The sequence below is a fragment of the Zooshikella ganghwensis DSM 15267 genome, from assembly GCF_000428585.1.
Lineage (GTDB): Bacteria > Pseudomonadota > Gammaproteobacteria > Pseudomonadales > Zooshikellaceae > Zooshikella > Zooshikella ganghwensis.
In genome coordinates this window covers 1-15,360 of sequence record NZ_AUAF01000118.1, presented here as the reverse complement: position 1 = coordinate 15,360, position 15,360 = coordinate 1, and the positions used below count along the sequence as shown (strand labels likewise).

General features: G+C 38.9%; 12 protein-coding genes. 6 read left to right on the top strand and 6 right to left on the bottom strand.

Annotated elements, in window-relative coordinates; genetic code table 11:
- Positions 1-476 precede the first annotated feature (476 nt).
- Positions 477-1,109 carry a GspH/FimT family pseudopilin gene (locus F607_RS0119685; protein ID WP_027709461.1) on the top strand — a complete coding sequence of 211 codons (633 nt, stop codon included), beginning with the start codon at positions 477-479 and terminating at the stop codon, positions 1,107-1,109.
- A gap of 21 nt (positions 1,110-1,130) precedes the next feature.
- Here F607_RS0119685 and F607_RS0119680 read toward each other — a convergent pair whose 3' ends face one another.
- Positions 1,131-1,355, bottom strand: coding sequence for a DUF2835 domain-containing protein (locus F607_RS0119680; RefSeq protein ID WP_027709460.1), 225 nt, complete (start codon positions 1,353-1,355; stop codon positions 1,131-1,133).
- A gap of 387 nt (positions 1,356-1,742) precedes the next feature.
- Between F607_RS0119680 and F607_RS0119675 the strand changes: the two genes are divergently transcribed.
- Entirely contained in the window at positions 1,743-2,357 is a 615-nt protein-coding gene (locus tag F607_RS0119675) for a carbohydrate binding domain-containing protein (protein WP_027709459.1), read from the top strand.
- A gap of 112 nt (positions 2,358-2,469) precedes the next feature.
- Here F607_RS0119675 and F607_RS0119670 read toward each other — a convergent pair whose 3' ends face one another.
- Entirely contained in the window at positions 2,470-3,213 is a 744-nt protein-coding gene (locus F607_RS0119670) for a substrate-binding periplasmic protein (RefSeq protein ID WP_027709458.1), read from the bottom strand.
- Positions 3,214-3,514: 301 nt separating this feature from the next.
- On the bottom strand, positions 3,515-4,012 hold the full coding sequence (locus F607_RS0119665) for a hypothetical protein (protein ID WP_027709457.1): 498 nt from the start codon (positions 4,010-4,012) through the stop codon (positions 3,515-3,517).
- Between the two features lie 425 nt (positions 4,013-4,437).
- Here F607_RS0119665 and F607_RS0119660 point away from each other — a divergent pair, with 425 nt between their 5' ends.
- Together F607_RS0119660 and F607_RS0119655 are read left to right on the top strand one after the other, a co-directional pair.
- Positions 4,438-5,613, top strand: a complete 1,176-nt coding sequence (locus F607_RS0119660) for an efflux RND transporter periplasmic adaptor subunit (protein ID WP_051311654.1) — start codon at positions 4,438-4,440, stop codon at positions 5,611-5,613.
- Between the two features lie 14 nt (positions 5,614-5,627).
- On the top strand, positions 5,628-8,741 hold the full coding sequence (locus tag F607_RS0119655; protein ID WP_027709455.1) for an efflux RND transporter permease subunit: 3,114 nt from the start codon (positions 5,628-5,630) through the stop codon (positions 8,739-8,741).
- A gap of 112 nt (positions 8,742-8,853) precedes the next feature.
- Here the strand turns inward: F607_RS0119655 and F607_RS0119650 are convergent, their stop codons facing one another.
- The 3 genes from F607_RS0119650 to F607_RS0119640 form a co-directional block, all read right to left on the bottom strand.
- Positions 8,854-9,120 (bottom strand): hypothetical protein, encoded by a 267-nt coding sequence (locus tag F607_RS0119650; RefSeq protein WP_027709454.1) that lies wholly within the window; start codon positions 9,118-9,120, stop codon positions 8,854-8,856.
- 111 nt (positions 9,121-9,231) lie between these two features.
- On the bottom strand, positions 9,232-10,110 hold the full coding sequence (locus F607_RS0119645; protein WP_051311653.1) for a TPR end-of-group domain-containing protein: 879 nt from the start codon (positions 10,108-10,110) through the stop codon (positions 9,232-9,234).
- Positions 10,111-10,339: 229 nt separating this feature from the next.
- Positions 10,340-11,227, bottom strand: a complete 888-nt coding sequence (locus F607_RS0119640; RefSeq protein WP_230400441.1) for an ion transporter — start codon at positions 11,225-11,227, stop codon at positions 10,340-10,342.
- Between the two features lie 458 nt (positions 11,228-11,685).
- On the opposite strand from F607_RS0119640, the gene F607_RS33055 reads away from it, so the two are divergent.
- Complete coding sequence (locus F607_RS33055) at positions 11,686-12,978, top strand: glycosyltransferase family protein (protein WP_027709451.1); 1,293 nt, start codon at positions 11,686-11,688, stop codon at positions 12,976-12,978.
- Between the two features lie 490 nt (positions 12,979-13,468).
- A complete protein-coding gene (locus F607_RS0119630) occupies positions 13,469-14,617 on the top strand; it encodes a type 2 periplasmic-binding domain-containing protein (RefSeq protein WP_169719824.1) in 1,149 nt (382 codons plus the stop codon).
- The last annotated feature ends 743 nt before the right edge of the window (positions 14,618-15,360 follow it).

Genomic DNA, 15,360 nt, shown 5'->3' with positions numbered 1-15,360 from the left:
TAGACTAGGGCCTGTTAACACTATTTGAATATCACTGTTATGACGGTAAAAGCACTAATCTAGGCGCGAAGCGTGAAGTTTAGTTGTTCTAAATGAACAATGAGCAACAACGAGTAGTGCTTTTACCGTCATAACCCTTCGGGCCGTGATTATTTTTCCACCTAGCAGTGTTACAAGTCATTTATGTAGAATGACTACACAGCATTCCTTGTGCCTTGCTAGGCGAAAAAATAGTCTACGGCAGTGGTGATTCAAATAGTGTTAACAGGCCCTAGCCAAAACTGAGCTAAATCAACGTTAACCCAGAGAACATTTTCAAGCACAAAAAAGTTGCTGAAGAATTAACAGATTTTTTCCCAAAAACAAATATGATCATTTTTTATACAGATTTATTTTTTACTTTTTAGGGAAAGCAACTTACCTCGTATATACACCTTTTGTTAACGGTATATGCACTATTAGACCAAGGAGGGCACATGCAATCATTTGTAATCCATCAAAATTCTACGCCTCCCCAACAAACACCATCAATTAATAACATTAACACTCCCCATAATATGCGAGGGTTTACACTGATAGAATTACTAGTGACTTGCAGTATTCTATTAATTCTCATTGGCTATGGCCTGCCAGCACTCAATCAATTTATACAAAGCAGCTCAACCCGGACCAGTATCAACACAATTCATAGCGCTATCGCTACAGCGCGTACGCAAGCTGTGGTTCACAAAACCACTGTCACACTATGCCCTTCAGCAGATGGCATTTCCTGCCAGGCCAAGTGGCAGCAACATATCATTGTTTTTAGCGATCCTAATAAAAATAAGCAGATTGACGCGGGAGAAACGCTTTATCAAATATTTGATTTAAACACCCGAGTTAAAATATCAAGCCGATTATCAGCAGGTAGAAGTTATCTACGCTTTAAACCTGATGGCATCATTTCAGGTACAGCAGGCACTTTAACCGTCTGCCCTTCCGACAATAATAATCGTCATGCACGACAGCTCATTGTTAGCTTTACTGGACGAGCACAACATGCCGCAGATACAGATGGTGACGGCATAATTGAAACGAGAAAAGGCAAGGACGTTCAGTGCGCCAGTTAATATGCTTCAGGCTATAACAACTTAACAAGAGATATCTTTAATAGACTTAAAGTGTCCTGCATTATCAAACTCAATAACAAACTGTCCATGTATTCCTTCATGCGTTAAGAAACGCTGTAAGATATTAGCAGGGAAACTAACTGAACGACCATCGACCGTGTGCGCTATTACTTGTTTTGCAGAGCCTTTGTAATAACGCAAAAACTCCTCTGTAGATATACTCAATGCTACTGTTACACTCGGCATAATGAAAAACTCCCCTTTCCAATATTAAGCATACCAGGCTGGCAGAACACTTAGCCACAGATATAAGCAGACACTTATAATTGAAATAGATCACATAACAAACGATTAAACTTCACTATACCTTTGCAAAACCCGCCTTGTGCCTTACATTCTTGATTCGCCTTTTTACCTGATACTTAATTTTTAACAAAACTTAGTCTATGCAAGTTAAGCTGTGCTCAAGTAAGACAATCACCAACCTCCAGAGTACTCTTGTAGAGTACTTGTGTAAGTGTAAGGTACTGTGCAATCAAAGGCTTGAGGACAAAAATACTTGTTTTGTGTTTCTTATGAATTGTATAACCACAATAAAAAAGCGATAAATAGTTTACCTATAAGGAGAAAGGTATGCTCAACTCTAGCAAGGAGCGACTCGTTACCCGTTATCGTCTTCAGTTGTTATGGGGAATAATCAGCTATACTTGCCTTATTCAAGAAATCTATGCCAACCACCTTCAGCCTTATTCAGAAAAGCTTAAGGCAACGCATAACTACACTTCTTCATACTCCATAAAAACTTTACCAAGCCTGCATTTTGATTTTGAGTATGACTCTCAACATTGGCAAGGTATGTTTGGTGCCAATGTAGAACAACAATATACTCAGTCAGAGCAAGGTGGTGTCTTACATATTTTTAATCGCCATAAATGGTTTTCAGCGGCGAAACTACCTGCAAAAAAATTACTTCTCGCAGGGCACCGGTATCAACTAAGCTTTGAGATTAATATTCCTGGCACACAACAATACAGTGATAATGTTTGCGTACACCTCTTTATTGACAGTAATGAAGGTCTACAAATACAAGATATCTTTCTTGGCAAAGTACCTACTCAACAATGGTGGCCCGTGACAGGAAGTTTCACTACACCCACTAAATTAAATATTAAAAGCCTGGATATCATGATTTTTGGTCCTCATAGTGATAACTTTTTTATCGACAATGTTCGACTATCACTAAAATAAGAACACACAACTTAAAATAAAAAACTCTTGACTGATTAATCAAGAATAATTGATAAGCTTAATAAAAAAGGATATGCAGACGTCAATTTTACAGTATTAACAGTTGATGGCATTAACGTCGAAAAAATTCATCTACCCATCGTTGAATAATTCCAGACTCTCTTAACTCAACGATGACAGCATTCATTTTAGGTTTTAAGTAACGAAACTTTGAGTGTTTAGAAAAAGCAAAATAAAACTTTTCTTCAACAACTGGGGTAGGAATTACCTCAAAAACGTCTTCATAACCATGTACCTTAAGTTGGGCTGATGCAGGATAAAGCCCATATAGAAAATAATCGATCCGGCCATGGGCAAGTTTCCGAAAGTTATCTATAGATTCATGCTCCCACTCCATATAAAGATACTTTTCAATAAAGCGGTCAAATGCTTCTCCAAAGCTTTCACCTAAATTAGTGGAACCTTTCCTGCCAATCAAGTCTTTCCATTGACGATATGGAAACGCATTGCCTTTCTTGACAAAAATGACAACAGGGTCAGTCATGAACCACTCAGCATAATCCAAATAGGCTGTTCTATGCTCATTCAGATACACTCCTGCAATCATATCAATTTTCCCTTTCTCTGCAGCCCAGTGGACACGCTTCCATGGACCTGAGGAGACAAGTCGATATGAAATGCCAAGCTGATTAGCGATGGCAGCTATTACTTTTGCTCCAATACCAGTGATTAACTCTCCCTCTGCCTGAGATACGGGGGGGTAGCTTGAATGCCCCGATACTATTAAGTCATCACTATAGCTATTACATGAAAAAATCACTGCCAGCCACAGAGCAAGGTGCCAAATATTTATCATCGTTATCTAGTTTTTAAACCTGACTTTTTTAGTGTGATTACCCAAACTTTAGCCACTTTTATGGATCGTATTCATCATCCCTTGTTTACTAAATTTAGCATGAATACTCTTAGCGATAAGCATTAGAGACCATATCAAGCAATAAACTAAAGGGTACCTCTAAAAATAAAAAAAGCATTATGTGTATAATGCTTTTCAAAAGGAAATATGTAGTTAGAAATCACTTACAATGTAAACTTCACTTGTGAAATACTCAGTCAATAACTACCACTCCTTCAGTTACCACCCCACTCTTTAGCTATTACGCTACTAATAACATCGAATGGCAGTCTCGTAACAACTTCCACGACTGCATAAACACATTTACTGTCTTACCTTCTGATCCATTCTCAAAATTCTCCAGCCAAAAATGAGCTAGTTGATATGGGTCGGCTGTTGCAGGTAGAGCAACGCCAGATTGAAGATAAAGCTGCCAGGCAATTGCCGTTGCATATGATAGGTTACCTAAAAGCTCTAACTCCGGTTGAATTAAAAACAACTGCTGAGATGCCAACCCACGTACTTTACTAGCTAAATCAGGATGCTGAGCTAAGTATGCATCCCACAGGTAACGGTGACTTTCAGCTGAAATATGATAGACCCCTAACCCCTCATTACCATCATATTGATGTGTGGCAAGACTGCTTTCTGCATAGGCTGTTGTGACCATTAAGCAGGCTGCCACAGGTGAATGTACATTCAAATATGACAACGTTGCAGGAACCACTGTATGAAGGAGGTTGATCACTTGATTATTCATCTCACACCTCCTGACGAACCTCTTTTGCCATCGCTTACTTCTTATATCGGCTTCCAAAAGAAAAGGATTAATAAAATCAATAAAAATTTTTTTTAATGTCAATCTTTGTACTACTAACGCTAACTATAATGTAATATTATTTAAATACTTAGAACACTATGTTCTTTCAATACTTTTTTCATCTCTATTAATTAAGATACTAAAGATACATTTTTAGATTCATGTTAATTAATAATAACTATCATTCAGTTATAACTATAATCTATATACAAAAACTATACTCTATAAATAAAATAGCAAGGAACTCAGCACACTTTACTTTACATAAATAGTAACTTACTCAGCTCTATAACAATGAACGATGACCAAGCTAGAATGTACTTTTTTAATATTCGAAGTAAGCAATGCCTTAAGGAGCCACAGGGATGTCTGTCGTATCTTACGAAAGGAAACAACCAATCTCGCTGATAGCAACTTTAATACTGATTACGTTTCTAGGTATAAGCACCACTGGTTGTGAGCAAGAACCAATCACTCAAGAGCCTCCTGCCGTCATCGTAACCACTGTTAAAGAAGACAAAATATTTCATTCCATCGACCTGGTAGGTCGAACCGAGGCCAGTGAAGATGTAAATATTCGCTCTCGAGTTGAAGGAACATTACTGGAAAGACACTTTAATGAAGGTGATGAAGTCGCCAAGAATCAGCTATTATTCACGCTGGACCCTGCCCCTTACCAAGCTGTTGTAGACCAAAGCCAATCAGAAATTGAGCGCTTACAAGCCATATTAGATGAAGCAAAAATTAACTTTGATCGAGGGGAACGACTTGTCAAAAAAGGAACTATCAGTCAGTCTCAAATGGATGAGTTAACCAGTAAAAAAATTCAAGCTGAATCTGCACTAAAAGGCGCGCAAGCCCAACTCGAAAAAGCCGCTTTAAACTTAAGTTACACTAAAATTACAGCACCTATCACTGGCCGTATAGGCAAATCACTATTAAGTTTAGGAGATCTTGTTACACCTAATCAGGATACGCTGGCAACCATCGTTAAACTTGATCCAATCTACGTCAATTTTCAGGTTAATGAAAAAGCGTTTGTGGACTTCCAGGAGGAAGCGAGAAAACGAATTTCGGCCGGTCAGGAGGAACCTTCAGTAGTCCCCCAACTAAGGCTTTCAAATGACAAAATGTACCCTCATGATGGGCAGTTGGATTTTATGGATAATCGCGTTGACCAAGCTACAGGTACCATAAAAATTCGTGCGGTGTTCCCTAATGATAATAAAATGCTGTTACCTGGCCAATACGTAACTCTTATTTTACGGCAAAAAACACCACAGCAAGCTCTGCTGGTTCCACAAGCTTCCGTTCAAGAAAATCAACAGGGCAAATTCGTTCTGGTGGTGAATAGTGAAAAAGTGGTTGAAGCCCGCCCAGTTAAACTAGGACAACGCGTCAAAACACGCTGGGAAGTGATAGATGGATTAAATCCTGGTGAAACGATTATTACAGAAGGTATTCAAAAAGTTAAAATTGGAGGTAAAGTCAAACCGACTGAACAACAGGTTGCGCCTTTTAAAGAAACAACAGCAAGTTAATTAGGAGGCACACCATGATCAGCCAATTTTTTATTTATCGGCCAAAATTTGCCTTTGTCATTTCGATTATTATTACCCTTGCAGGTTTACTTGCTATTCCTGTATTACCCGTTGCTCAGTTTCCCCCTATTACCCCCCCCGTTATCGAAGTCACAGCCAACTTTCCTGGTGCCAGTGCCAAAGTGGTTCAAGATACCGTCGCCAATCCCATTGAGTCTCAGGTCAATGGGGTTGAAGATATGATTTATATGTCGTCTAAAAGCGCTAATGATGGCAGCTATCGATTATCTGTTACCTTTGCCGTGGGTACCGACCCAAACATGGCCCAAATTAATGTTCAAAACCGTGTTGCTTTAGCCAATCCACAACTTCCAGCTGAAGTTACACGACAAGGGGTAGCCGTTGATAAAAAGTCATCTGACATACTATTAATTGTTAATTTGATTTCCCCAAATAACACTTATGATGGCCTGTTTTTATCGAACTACGCCAGTATCAATATTAAAGACACACTAGCAAGGGTATCAGGGGTCAGTGATGCCCAAATTTTAGGTGCACAAGACTATGGAATGCGTATTTGGCTTGACCCAGCAAAAATGTCGACTTATGCCATCACCACACAAGACATTGACAATGCTATCAATGAGCAAAATGTTCAGGTACCCGCCGGCCAAATTGGTGCAGCACCTTCACTTCCTACTCAACAGTTTCAATATTCTTTACAAGCAAAGGGACGACTCTCATCTCCTGAGGAATTCGAGCAAATTATATTAAAATCACGCAATGATGGATCATCAATTTACTTGAGGGATGTTGCACGCATTGAGCTAGGTTCTGCCTCTTATGGCTGGTTTGGTGAGCTTAATAATAGCCCCAGTGTTATTCTCGCCGTCTACCAGTTACCTGATGCAAATGCTTTGGAAGTGGCACAAAAAGTCAAAGACGAAATGGAACGACTGGCCAAGCAATTTCCCAATGATATCAGTTTCGAAGTTTTATACGACACGACACGATTTATTGAAACATCCATTGCCGAAGTGGTTGAAACCCTTTTTGTGGCTGTTTTACTGGTCATACTTGTCGTCTTTCTATTCCTGCAAGACTGGCGATCAACACTAATTCCCTCTATTGCCATTCCAGTATCCCTCATAGGCACGTTTGCTGTTCTACTGGCTATTGGCTTTTCAATTAACACCATTTCACTTTTCGCACTTATTCTTGCTATCGGTGTCGTTGTTGATGACGCGATAGTGGTCATCGAAAATGTTCAGCGATTAATGGAAGAAGAAAAACTGTCTGCCGTCGAAGCTACCGTTAAAGCTATGCAGCAAGTAAGTGGTCCAATTATTGCAACAACTCTTGTATTGCTTGCGGTTTTTACGCCTGTGGCGCTTATGCCCGGTATTACAGGACAAATGTACGCACAGTTTGCTATCACTATTTCTGTTTCTGTACTTATTTCATCTATTAATGCCCTAACCCTTAGCCCAGCACTGTGTGCTACCCTCCTAAAACCGTCTACCTCTCCTCCCTTTTTTATTTTAAGGTGGTTTAACCAGTGGTTTGACAAACTGACAGGAAGTTATCAGCGCACTGTCACCATTCTAGTAAGAAAACTATTTATCGTTGGCCTACTCTTTTTAGCCCTAATCGCTATTTTACTTGTATTTGCAAAGCAGCTACCTACAGGCTTCATCCCAGAAGAAGACCAAGGCTATTTCATGATAGATGTACAGTTACCAGATGGCGCATCCTTGAATAGAACTGCAGAAGTTATGCATCAAGTGACGGATATGGTTAAAAGCGTACCCGGCGTTTCTGATGTAATGATTGTAGCTGGCTACAGCATTCTCAACGGTGCTATGTCATCTAATGCCGGACTGGCCATTGCTGTACTAAAACCCTGGGATGAACGAGAAGAACCCGAGCTTTTTCAATCAGCCATTATCCGACAAGTGCAGGCTAAACTTTCCACCATTGCTCGCGCCAAAGCAGCTGCATTTAGTACTCCAGCAATTCCTGGCCTTGGTACCACAGGTGGTTTTGAGTTTGTACTCACAGACCAGCTTGGCCGTGACCCAAGAGAAATAGCACAGGTTATGGGTGGTTTACTACTAGCGGCCAATTCAACAAAAGAAATAGGCGTTGCATTCAGTACTTTTCGGGCAAATGTGCCACAAATGTTTATCGATGTTCAGCGCGAAAAGGTTAAAAACTTAGGCGTGCCGCTTTCTGACATTTTTGGTACGCTGCAAACACAGCTCGGTTCACTCTATGTTAATGATTTCAACAAGTTTGGTAAAACCTACAAAGTGTTATTGCAAGCTGAGCCAGAGTTTCGCAATGACGAAAATGATTTAAAACGCTTTTATGTTCGAAGTGCCACAGGAGAAATGGTGCCTTTGAGCACACTTATTTCAATCACCCCTCTATTAGGCCCTGATGTCATAAATCGTTATAACCTTTTTACCAGCGTTACCATTAATGGTCAGCCAGCTGCCGGTCATAGTTCAGGACAAGCCGTCACTGCAATGGAAAAAGCTGCCAAAGCAACACTGCCTGACGGTTATAGTTTTGAGTGGACAGGTATGACCTATCAGGAGCTTGCTGCTGGTAATCTTGCCCCCTTACTTTTCTCGCTGGCGTTAATATTTGTCTATTTGTTTTTAGTTGCACAGTACGAAAGCTGGCTTATTCCTTGGGCAGTCATACTTGCGGTCCCTATCGCTATTTTAGGTGCCTTTTTAAATGTATGGATTGCGCAATCCGATGCGAACTTATACACCCAAATTGGTTTAGTGCTATTAATTGGACTTGCCAGTAAAAATGCAATTTTGATTGTTGAATTTGCTAAAGAAAAACGTGAAGCAGAAGGTTTATCTATTCAGGATGCCGCAGTGACTGCAGCTACGCTTCGCTTCAGAGCGGTTCTTATGACGGCCTTTTCATTTATTCTTGGTGTTGTGCCATTAGTAATTGCTACTGGAGCAGGTGCTGCAAGTCGACATTCCATTGGGTACAGTGTCTTTGGGGGTATGCTTGCGGCTGGTATTGTTGGCACTCTTCTGGTACCCGTATTTTATACCGCCATACAACACTTAAGAGAACGTTTTAAAAAGCAAAGCTAAGCAGGATTTCATACACTTGCTTATCACTTATGCCCAAAATGAAGGTTTTTAGTGGGGCAGGTCTACTAAGACTAGCCTCACTAAAAAATAATTCGTGAAAGATATATTTATTTTACGCGTACTTAGGTAGTACTTGCGTAATAATGACATACCCAATTCCACAATAAATGGCCTGGATAAAGCAAGCATCAGAATACAAGGGCAGGCGCTTTCTAACTATTATCCCCTGAATAACCCCAATAATTGGTACGCTTGAAACCAAGATCCCAAGGAACTTTAACCCACGTACAGGTGTTCTATCCCCTTTAGTCTTTACTGCCGTTAACACAGCAGCTAATAACAGGGTTGATAGCATGAAGATCAGTTGAATAGACTCCATCAAAATACCTCACTGAATAAACATAACACTCTATGCCCTCTTATGAGGATAGAGTGAAGCAAAAATTACCATTACCCAGACTTGAGACTGGAAAGGCCAAGCTCTTAGCTATTAGTGATGTGAAACTAACGCTAAGAAACGATCACTCTCTGATAATGATTTGAAAGCAGGCTCTTCTTTCATTTCATCCACATAAGTACTCGATAAATCCAGTGCTTTGGTAAGATCATCTATTGCCAAATCATCTTGGCCCAACGTCGCATGAGCACAGGCTCGCTGATAATAGGCATAAGGATATTCGGATGAAATTTCTAACGCTTTATTACACAAGCTTAATGCCCACTGAGGTTCTTCGAGCTCTAAGGCCGCATCAGCTTTATAAGTTAAAGCCTCTACATCCTCAGGGTTTAAGCTTAATATTTGGTCGTAAATTTTTATCTTAGACTGCGGTGTTGATTCCAGGCCTGAACGCATCCACAACGAATGAATATTGTTAGTAAGTGCTATTTCTTCCTGTGCTTGTATAATTTGATCTGTACGCTGGCGCAGTTTTTTCTCTAGTTCAGCAAGCCGCTTTTCGTAACCTTGCGAAATTAAACGCACCCTTGAGTCTACCAGCTCATCCACTTTGCTTTTTACATCTCGTAGGGAACTCCAACCCGCAATGATCAATATTGACGTGGCAGCTGTGATAATGAAAAAAATGTTATTGACCGTATCTGTAGTATACCGAAGGGATCTATCTGCTGTTTGTAATTGAGTACTTGCTAAATCACGTGTGACATCATTTTTAAGTAAAAGGAGGTCTTGACGGAGTGACTTGAGCTCATCCAGCACATATCGTTCCATAAGAGGACGTTCTAACATACTGGGCTTCTCTTGCGTGTCAGGGGCTTTCTTCTCAGCAGCAAAACTCTGTCTAACCTGTAACACCAGTACTAAGGAGATCATTAAAACGATCATATTTACTGGTTTACGCAATAAAAGCATTACGCTCTACTCCTCAACTTGACTATACAACGAATAACACTTTTTTTTGATATACCCTTCGCTTTGGGTATCAATATGGCCACATTAAACTCTGAACGTACGTTAAGGTACACAGCAAACCATGTATCTTAAATGCAGCCTTCTAAAAGTGTAACCGGTTCTACTTGTTTTTCATAAAACCTGTAAAGTTTTTGGTCGAGGAGTACAAGTAATCTGTTAATAATGTCAGCTAACTCTTTTTACTTTGCATTACCAATAAAGACTTCAACTCACTGATTTCACTTCTTAATGCTTTCACTTCCTGGTGTAAATCATGGGTTATCACATCCCGTACATTGGTAACATGCTCAATCGTGTCTTTATGTTCGGCTTCACTGTAATCTTGAATAGCATTCACAATAATAGCAATAAACAAGTTCAGCATGGTGAAAGTCGCAATCAAGATAAAAGGTACGAAAAAAGCCCAGGCAAAAGGAAAGTTTTCCATCACTGGTCGGGCAATTCCCATAGACCAGCTCTCTAGTGTCATTATTTGAAATAATGTGTAGAGTGACTGACCAAGATTGCCAAACCACTCTGGATATGCTTCTCCAAATAGGTTTGTCGCAATAACGGCAAATACGTAATAAATAATCAATAAAAGAAGCGCAATGGAGCCTAAACCTGGAATAGCCTTTAGCAACGCACTCACAACCTTACGCATCGAAGGTACTGTTGTTAATAGACGTAGCACCCTCAAAACTCTCAAAGCCCGCAATACAGCAAAAGAGCCTGTCGCAGGTAACAGTGCGATAACCACAACGCTAAAATCAAATATGGACCATGGATCTTTCCAAAACTCTAAACGGTGAACGATTAATCGAGCAGTAATCTCGATTACAAATACAGTCAAGATGATTTGATCAAGTATTAAAACCCACCAACCAATAGACTCCATAGCCCACTGCCAAGTTTCAACTCCCAGAAGTATTGCATTCAATAAAATTAATATGACTATGCCATTTTGCACCTTAGGGTGATTAATAAACCATGCAAGCTGCCCTGACCAGCTCATCCCTTCTGTACTTTTCTGAGGTTTTAAGTCATCAGATGGCTTATATTTTGTTTTACTACTCATAAGGTAAGACGATGCCTCCAGTTCACCAGTGACTCCGCAGAGTACACAAGCTGCTACTGATACATACCCATTATTTTGGGTACAACAATCCACAACGAGATCAAAATAAAACTAGTGTGCACTCATTAATTCCAGGTATAGCGCTTTATGGGGCAATCAGTGTAAATATCAAGTGCTAAAGCAATTTTTTTAGTAGCAAGTATTTGAGTCTAGATCCATATTTTTCTAAAATGTCCAGTCTTTGCCCAACAATACCCATAGAGAGGGGTATATACTCTACCCAATACGAATGGTTTTTAAGTGCAGCCATCGAGTGACGAAGTCCCATGAGCCTGTATTAATAAGTGATTGGGGTGAGGAGTGAAGATAACAAAACCTAGAAATCATTCGTGAAGGGTATCTCTTGCGAGTCAATATCTTTCAGCGATAAAGGTCAAAGGTTTAACCTGATATTTATCATGTCATCACGAGTTCAACAGTACTTACTGAAGTATGCTGAAACAGAAGCACAACGAATTTTACCCTTAATACAAACAAGGCAGTTTAAAAGCGTACTGGTCGTGCCCTGTTTTAATGAGACGCTTCAATCTTTGGAACGTCTTTTACAACCACTCAATATTGAAGATAGCTGGCTAGTAGTGCTGGTGGTTAATGCTCCTAATAACGCAACATCACAACAACTCGCTAGCAACCACAAGCTATTAAACCAACTCAATGTTGATCATAAAACCTGCCTGAGCAGTTTGATATCCTTTAATCAACACTGGTTGTATATTGTTAACCGCTCTACTGCACCTAATCTGATTCCAGCTAAATCAGGCGTTGGTCTTGCCAGAAAAATAGGTGCTGATATTGCCTGCCGTTTGATACACCAAGGTGTAGTGCGCTTCCCCTGGATTTTCTCAACAGATATGGATGCAGTATTACCCGCAGACTATTTAGAGCAAGTTATAGAACATCCTTGCGCACCAAATAACTGCAGTGCCTTTATTTATAATTACCAACACCTGGCTGATGCTCATGATTTAACCGTTAGCCAACAGCTGTACGATATTCGACTTCGTTATTATGTATTAGCCTTACGTTGGGCAGGCTCACCTTATGCCTTTCATACAACAGGTAGCTTATTAGCTATTCACTCAGAAGCCTATACAAAAGTAAGGGGTTTTCCCTGTCGAAATGCGGGTGAAGACTTCTATTGTTTGAATAAACTAGCTAAGGTAGGCAAAATCATTTCACTCAGAGGTCAGCCCATAACCATCAATGCACGCCTGTCTGATCGCGTCCCTTTTGGCACAGGTCCCGCATTGCATTCTATTTCAACCCTTAGCGAGCCAAAAAAAGACTACTTATACTACAACCCTGAATGTTTTGATGCACTTAAGAAATTATTATCAATTTTTAAAACAAAAAAAAATCTGACAAAAGACTATTTCGAAAAGCAGTTTGAACAATTACCTCAAGAAGTGACTAATGCACTAACCACCTTAAAAATAAATCAATTTAAAAAGCATATCACTCAGCAGAAGCTGGAAGGTGATAAGTTAAAAGAGCACTTTCATCACTGGTTTGATGGATTTAAAACGCTTAAACTCATACACTATTTGCGAGACAATCATTTTCCTTCATTAACCTTGAATAAACTTCAACAACATCGACTATTTCAACAGCTAACAAACATTACTGCAAATACTGTACTATTACCAGCAGAACTAGAAAAAAAGCTAGCCTCAAAAGAGCTACAAGAGTAGTTTTTCCCGCTTATATTTATAAACAGTGCTTGATGAATGTGTACTGTGCTCATGTAGAGCAAGAGTCAATTTGCGATATCCATCTATTCCCAAATCAAACCTAGTCGAATGGCCGTCAATAATTTTTTTTGACTAGCACTGATTGGATGGCTTTTGCTGAGCTGTTTGTAATAAGGAAGTAGTCATCAGATGCTTAAAAGGAGTTACTCCAAGCGTAATTTAACAATAGAGGACTCAACAACTTTTGAGAGACAACTAAGTATTTAGTATATTACGTGACGAACTACTATTTTTAGTAGTATACTTGCGAGACAACTCTAAGAATTATGGAGGATAATATTTATGTTTTTTAACTTGAGCTTATATTCTAGTTCAAAAAGTATCAAGATTGACCTATCAAAGCGTTATGCGTTTCTTATTAATTAAATTTTTTTATATTTTATTTCTAGTAACACAAATTTATATAAAACCTGTAAATGGTTCGTCATGCATGCAAATAGGTTTTTTTGAAAAACCATTCCACGACCCATTAATTCCTGTTTTAAGATCAATCTATGAGACAGCAGGTTTATGCTTTAACGCAGTCATTGCGCCACCTAAAAGACTTTTACTTATGCAACAGTCAGGAGGTATTGATGGAGAAGTTGGTCGTTCGAACTTTTTCTTCATCAACGAAGAGCCTTCTCTAATAAAAATTGAAACTCCTATCCTTAAGATTTATGGAGTTTATATTACAAAAAACACAAAAGAGAAGATTGACTGGGGTATACCATATCTGAACGAAAAGCGAGTTGGCTCCCTTAGAGGGCGGTATTGGTCAGACTACTATGCAAAGGAAAAAGTTATTAATTTACATTTAGCTCATGATATTAATCAGTTATTCACCATGCTAGAATACAATAGGATTGATGGTTTTCTTACTGATACTTTTTCATTAAAGATAGCCACTCTTGCTAATAAGATAAACCCTGATAAATACTGGATCAGCCCGAACTTAGTAGATCTTTCTATCTATCATTCTTTGAGCAATAAGCATTTAGAGATAGCATCCAGCTTAGAAAAAGTAATAAAGAGCAATATAAAATCCGGCTTAATCAATCATTTAATAGAACAAGAAATCATAAAAAAAATTGAGCCCATAATCAAGTACGATATTACTAGCTCAGATAGCTGGTATCCATTTGTATTTAACGATAGTAGCGGTAAAGCAGCTGGAATATTTGTAGACCTAATTCCTGAAATACTTACCAGGGCTAGACTAAAAGGGTTACCTGTAAAGCTAAGTTCAACTATTTCTGCACAAAAATCATTAGACCTTGGTGAGCTTGACCTTGATATTGAAAGTGAAGCTTGGCATCCAAATCTTAAGTTTGATGAAAAATACTTTACTTCAAAAACTATTTTATCAGCAGATGACGTTATTATTTTTCACAAAAAAAACACACAGCATAATTTAAAACTAGATTACAGCAAAGAAGTTGGCACGATAAAAGGTTATGACTATTTTGATCAAAGCCAGTTTGAGCGAGTTAACTTCGAAAGCGAAAAGGAGTTACTTATTGCGGTTAGTAATGGCGTAGTTAAACAAGGAATAATAGCAAAAAAGTCAGCTATGTATTGGTCTAAAGTATTAAATTAAGAAGTAATCTTTGGAGCAACACACTCTAAAGCCCCTCTTGTTTTTAGGATGCATAAACATCTCAAACCATACAAGCATAGGATTGACTCTGCTATAGATCAAGTCAAGAGGGGTGGAACTTTAGAAAGAATTATATAAGTATATTAACGAGTAAGCCAGCAAACTGACTATATACTGATGATTAATTTTCACCTATTAGTACTTAACACCCCCTAACCTTAAATATCTATAATTTCCATTTTTGGAACATATAAAATATTCCGAGTTTAAAATATTTGTTACTCGCTCTACACAACATTACCTCATAATCGTATACCCTACAACCATTTAAGTTTTACTGACAATTGTTTCATACTTTGCCGCCAGAAGTAACAACTCGTTTTGCGTTTCAGAGCTTTTCTGTAGTCACTAACAGCAATAAGACACAGATTTTTTTACTTTATATATTCAATACTGTAGACAGTTTTTGGCTGAGAGTGGTAGGTTGTACCAAAGATAGAAACTGCGAGAATGCGGTTATCAACGTCGTATTGTCACAGGAATCTATCTTTAGAAAGCATAGTAAAAACGGTTTAACGCTCAATGTCCAATGTTAATAAGCCTCAACGCACATTTATAGCGGCATTGTTGGCGACACTAATCGTATTTCAAGGCAAGGCAACCTATAGAAATATGAACCGTTACAGCGGTATGAGTGAAAAATGTTTTAGCCGTTGGTATAGCCGGTCATTTGATTTTGCTCT

What these genes read in the sequence shown, in the direction of transcription:
- F607_RS0119675 (WP_027709459.1), top strand. Translation starts at nt 1,743, where the DNA reads ATGCTCAACTCTAGCAAGGAGCGACTCGTTACCCGTTATCGTCTTCAG.
- F607_RS0119660 (WP_051311654.1), top strand. Translation starts at nt 4,438, where the DNA reads ATGTCTGTCGTATCTTACGAAAGGAAACAACCAATCTCGCTGATAGCA.
- F607_RS33055 (WP_027709451.1), top strand. Translation starts at nt 11,686, where the DNA reads ATGTCATCACGAGTTCAACAGTACTTACTGAAGTATGCTGAAACAGAA.
- F607_RS0119665 (WP_027709457.1), bottom strand. Translation starts at nt 4,012, where the DNA reads ATGAATAATCAAGTGATCAACCTCCTTCATACAGTGGTTCCTGCAACG.
- F607_RS0119655 (WP_027709455.1), top strand. Translation starts at nt 5,628, where the DNA reads ATGATCAGCCAATTTTTTATTTATCGGCCAAAATTTGCCTTTGTCATT.
- F607_RS0119630 (WP_169719824.1), top strand. Translation starts at nt 13,469, where the DNA reads ATGCAAATAGGTTTTTTTGAAAAACCATTCCACGACCCATTAATTCCT.
- F607_RS0119670 (WP_027709458.1), bottom strand. Translation starts at nt 3,213, where the DNA reads ATGATAAATATTTGGCACCTTGCTCTGTGGCTGGCAGTGATTTTTTCA.
- F607_RS0119645 (WP_051311653.1), bottom strand. Translation starts at nt 10,110, where the DNA reads ATGCTTTTATTGCGTAAACCAGTAAATATGATCGTTTTAATGATCTCC.
- F607_RS0119640 (WP_230400441.1), bottom strand. Translation starts at nt 11,227, where the DNA reads ATGAGTAGTAAAACAAAATATAAGCCATCTGATGACTTAAAACCTCAG.
- F607_RS0119650 (WP_027709454.1), bottom strand. Translation starts at nt 9,120, where the DNA reads ATGGAGTCTATTCAACTGATCTTCATGCTATCAACCCTGTTATTAGCT.
- F607_RS0119685 (WP_027709461.1), top strand. Translation starts at nt 477, where the DNA reads ATGCAATCATTTGTAATCCATCAAAATTCTACGCCTCCCCAACAAACA.
- F607_RS0119680 (WP_027709460.1), bottom strand. Translation starts at nt 1,355, where the DNA reads ATGCCGAGTGTAACAGTAGCATTGAGTATATCTACAGAGGAGTTTTTG.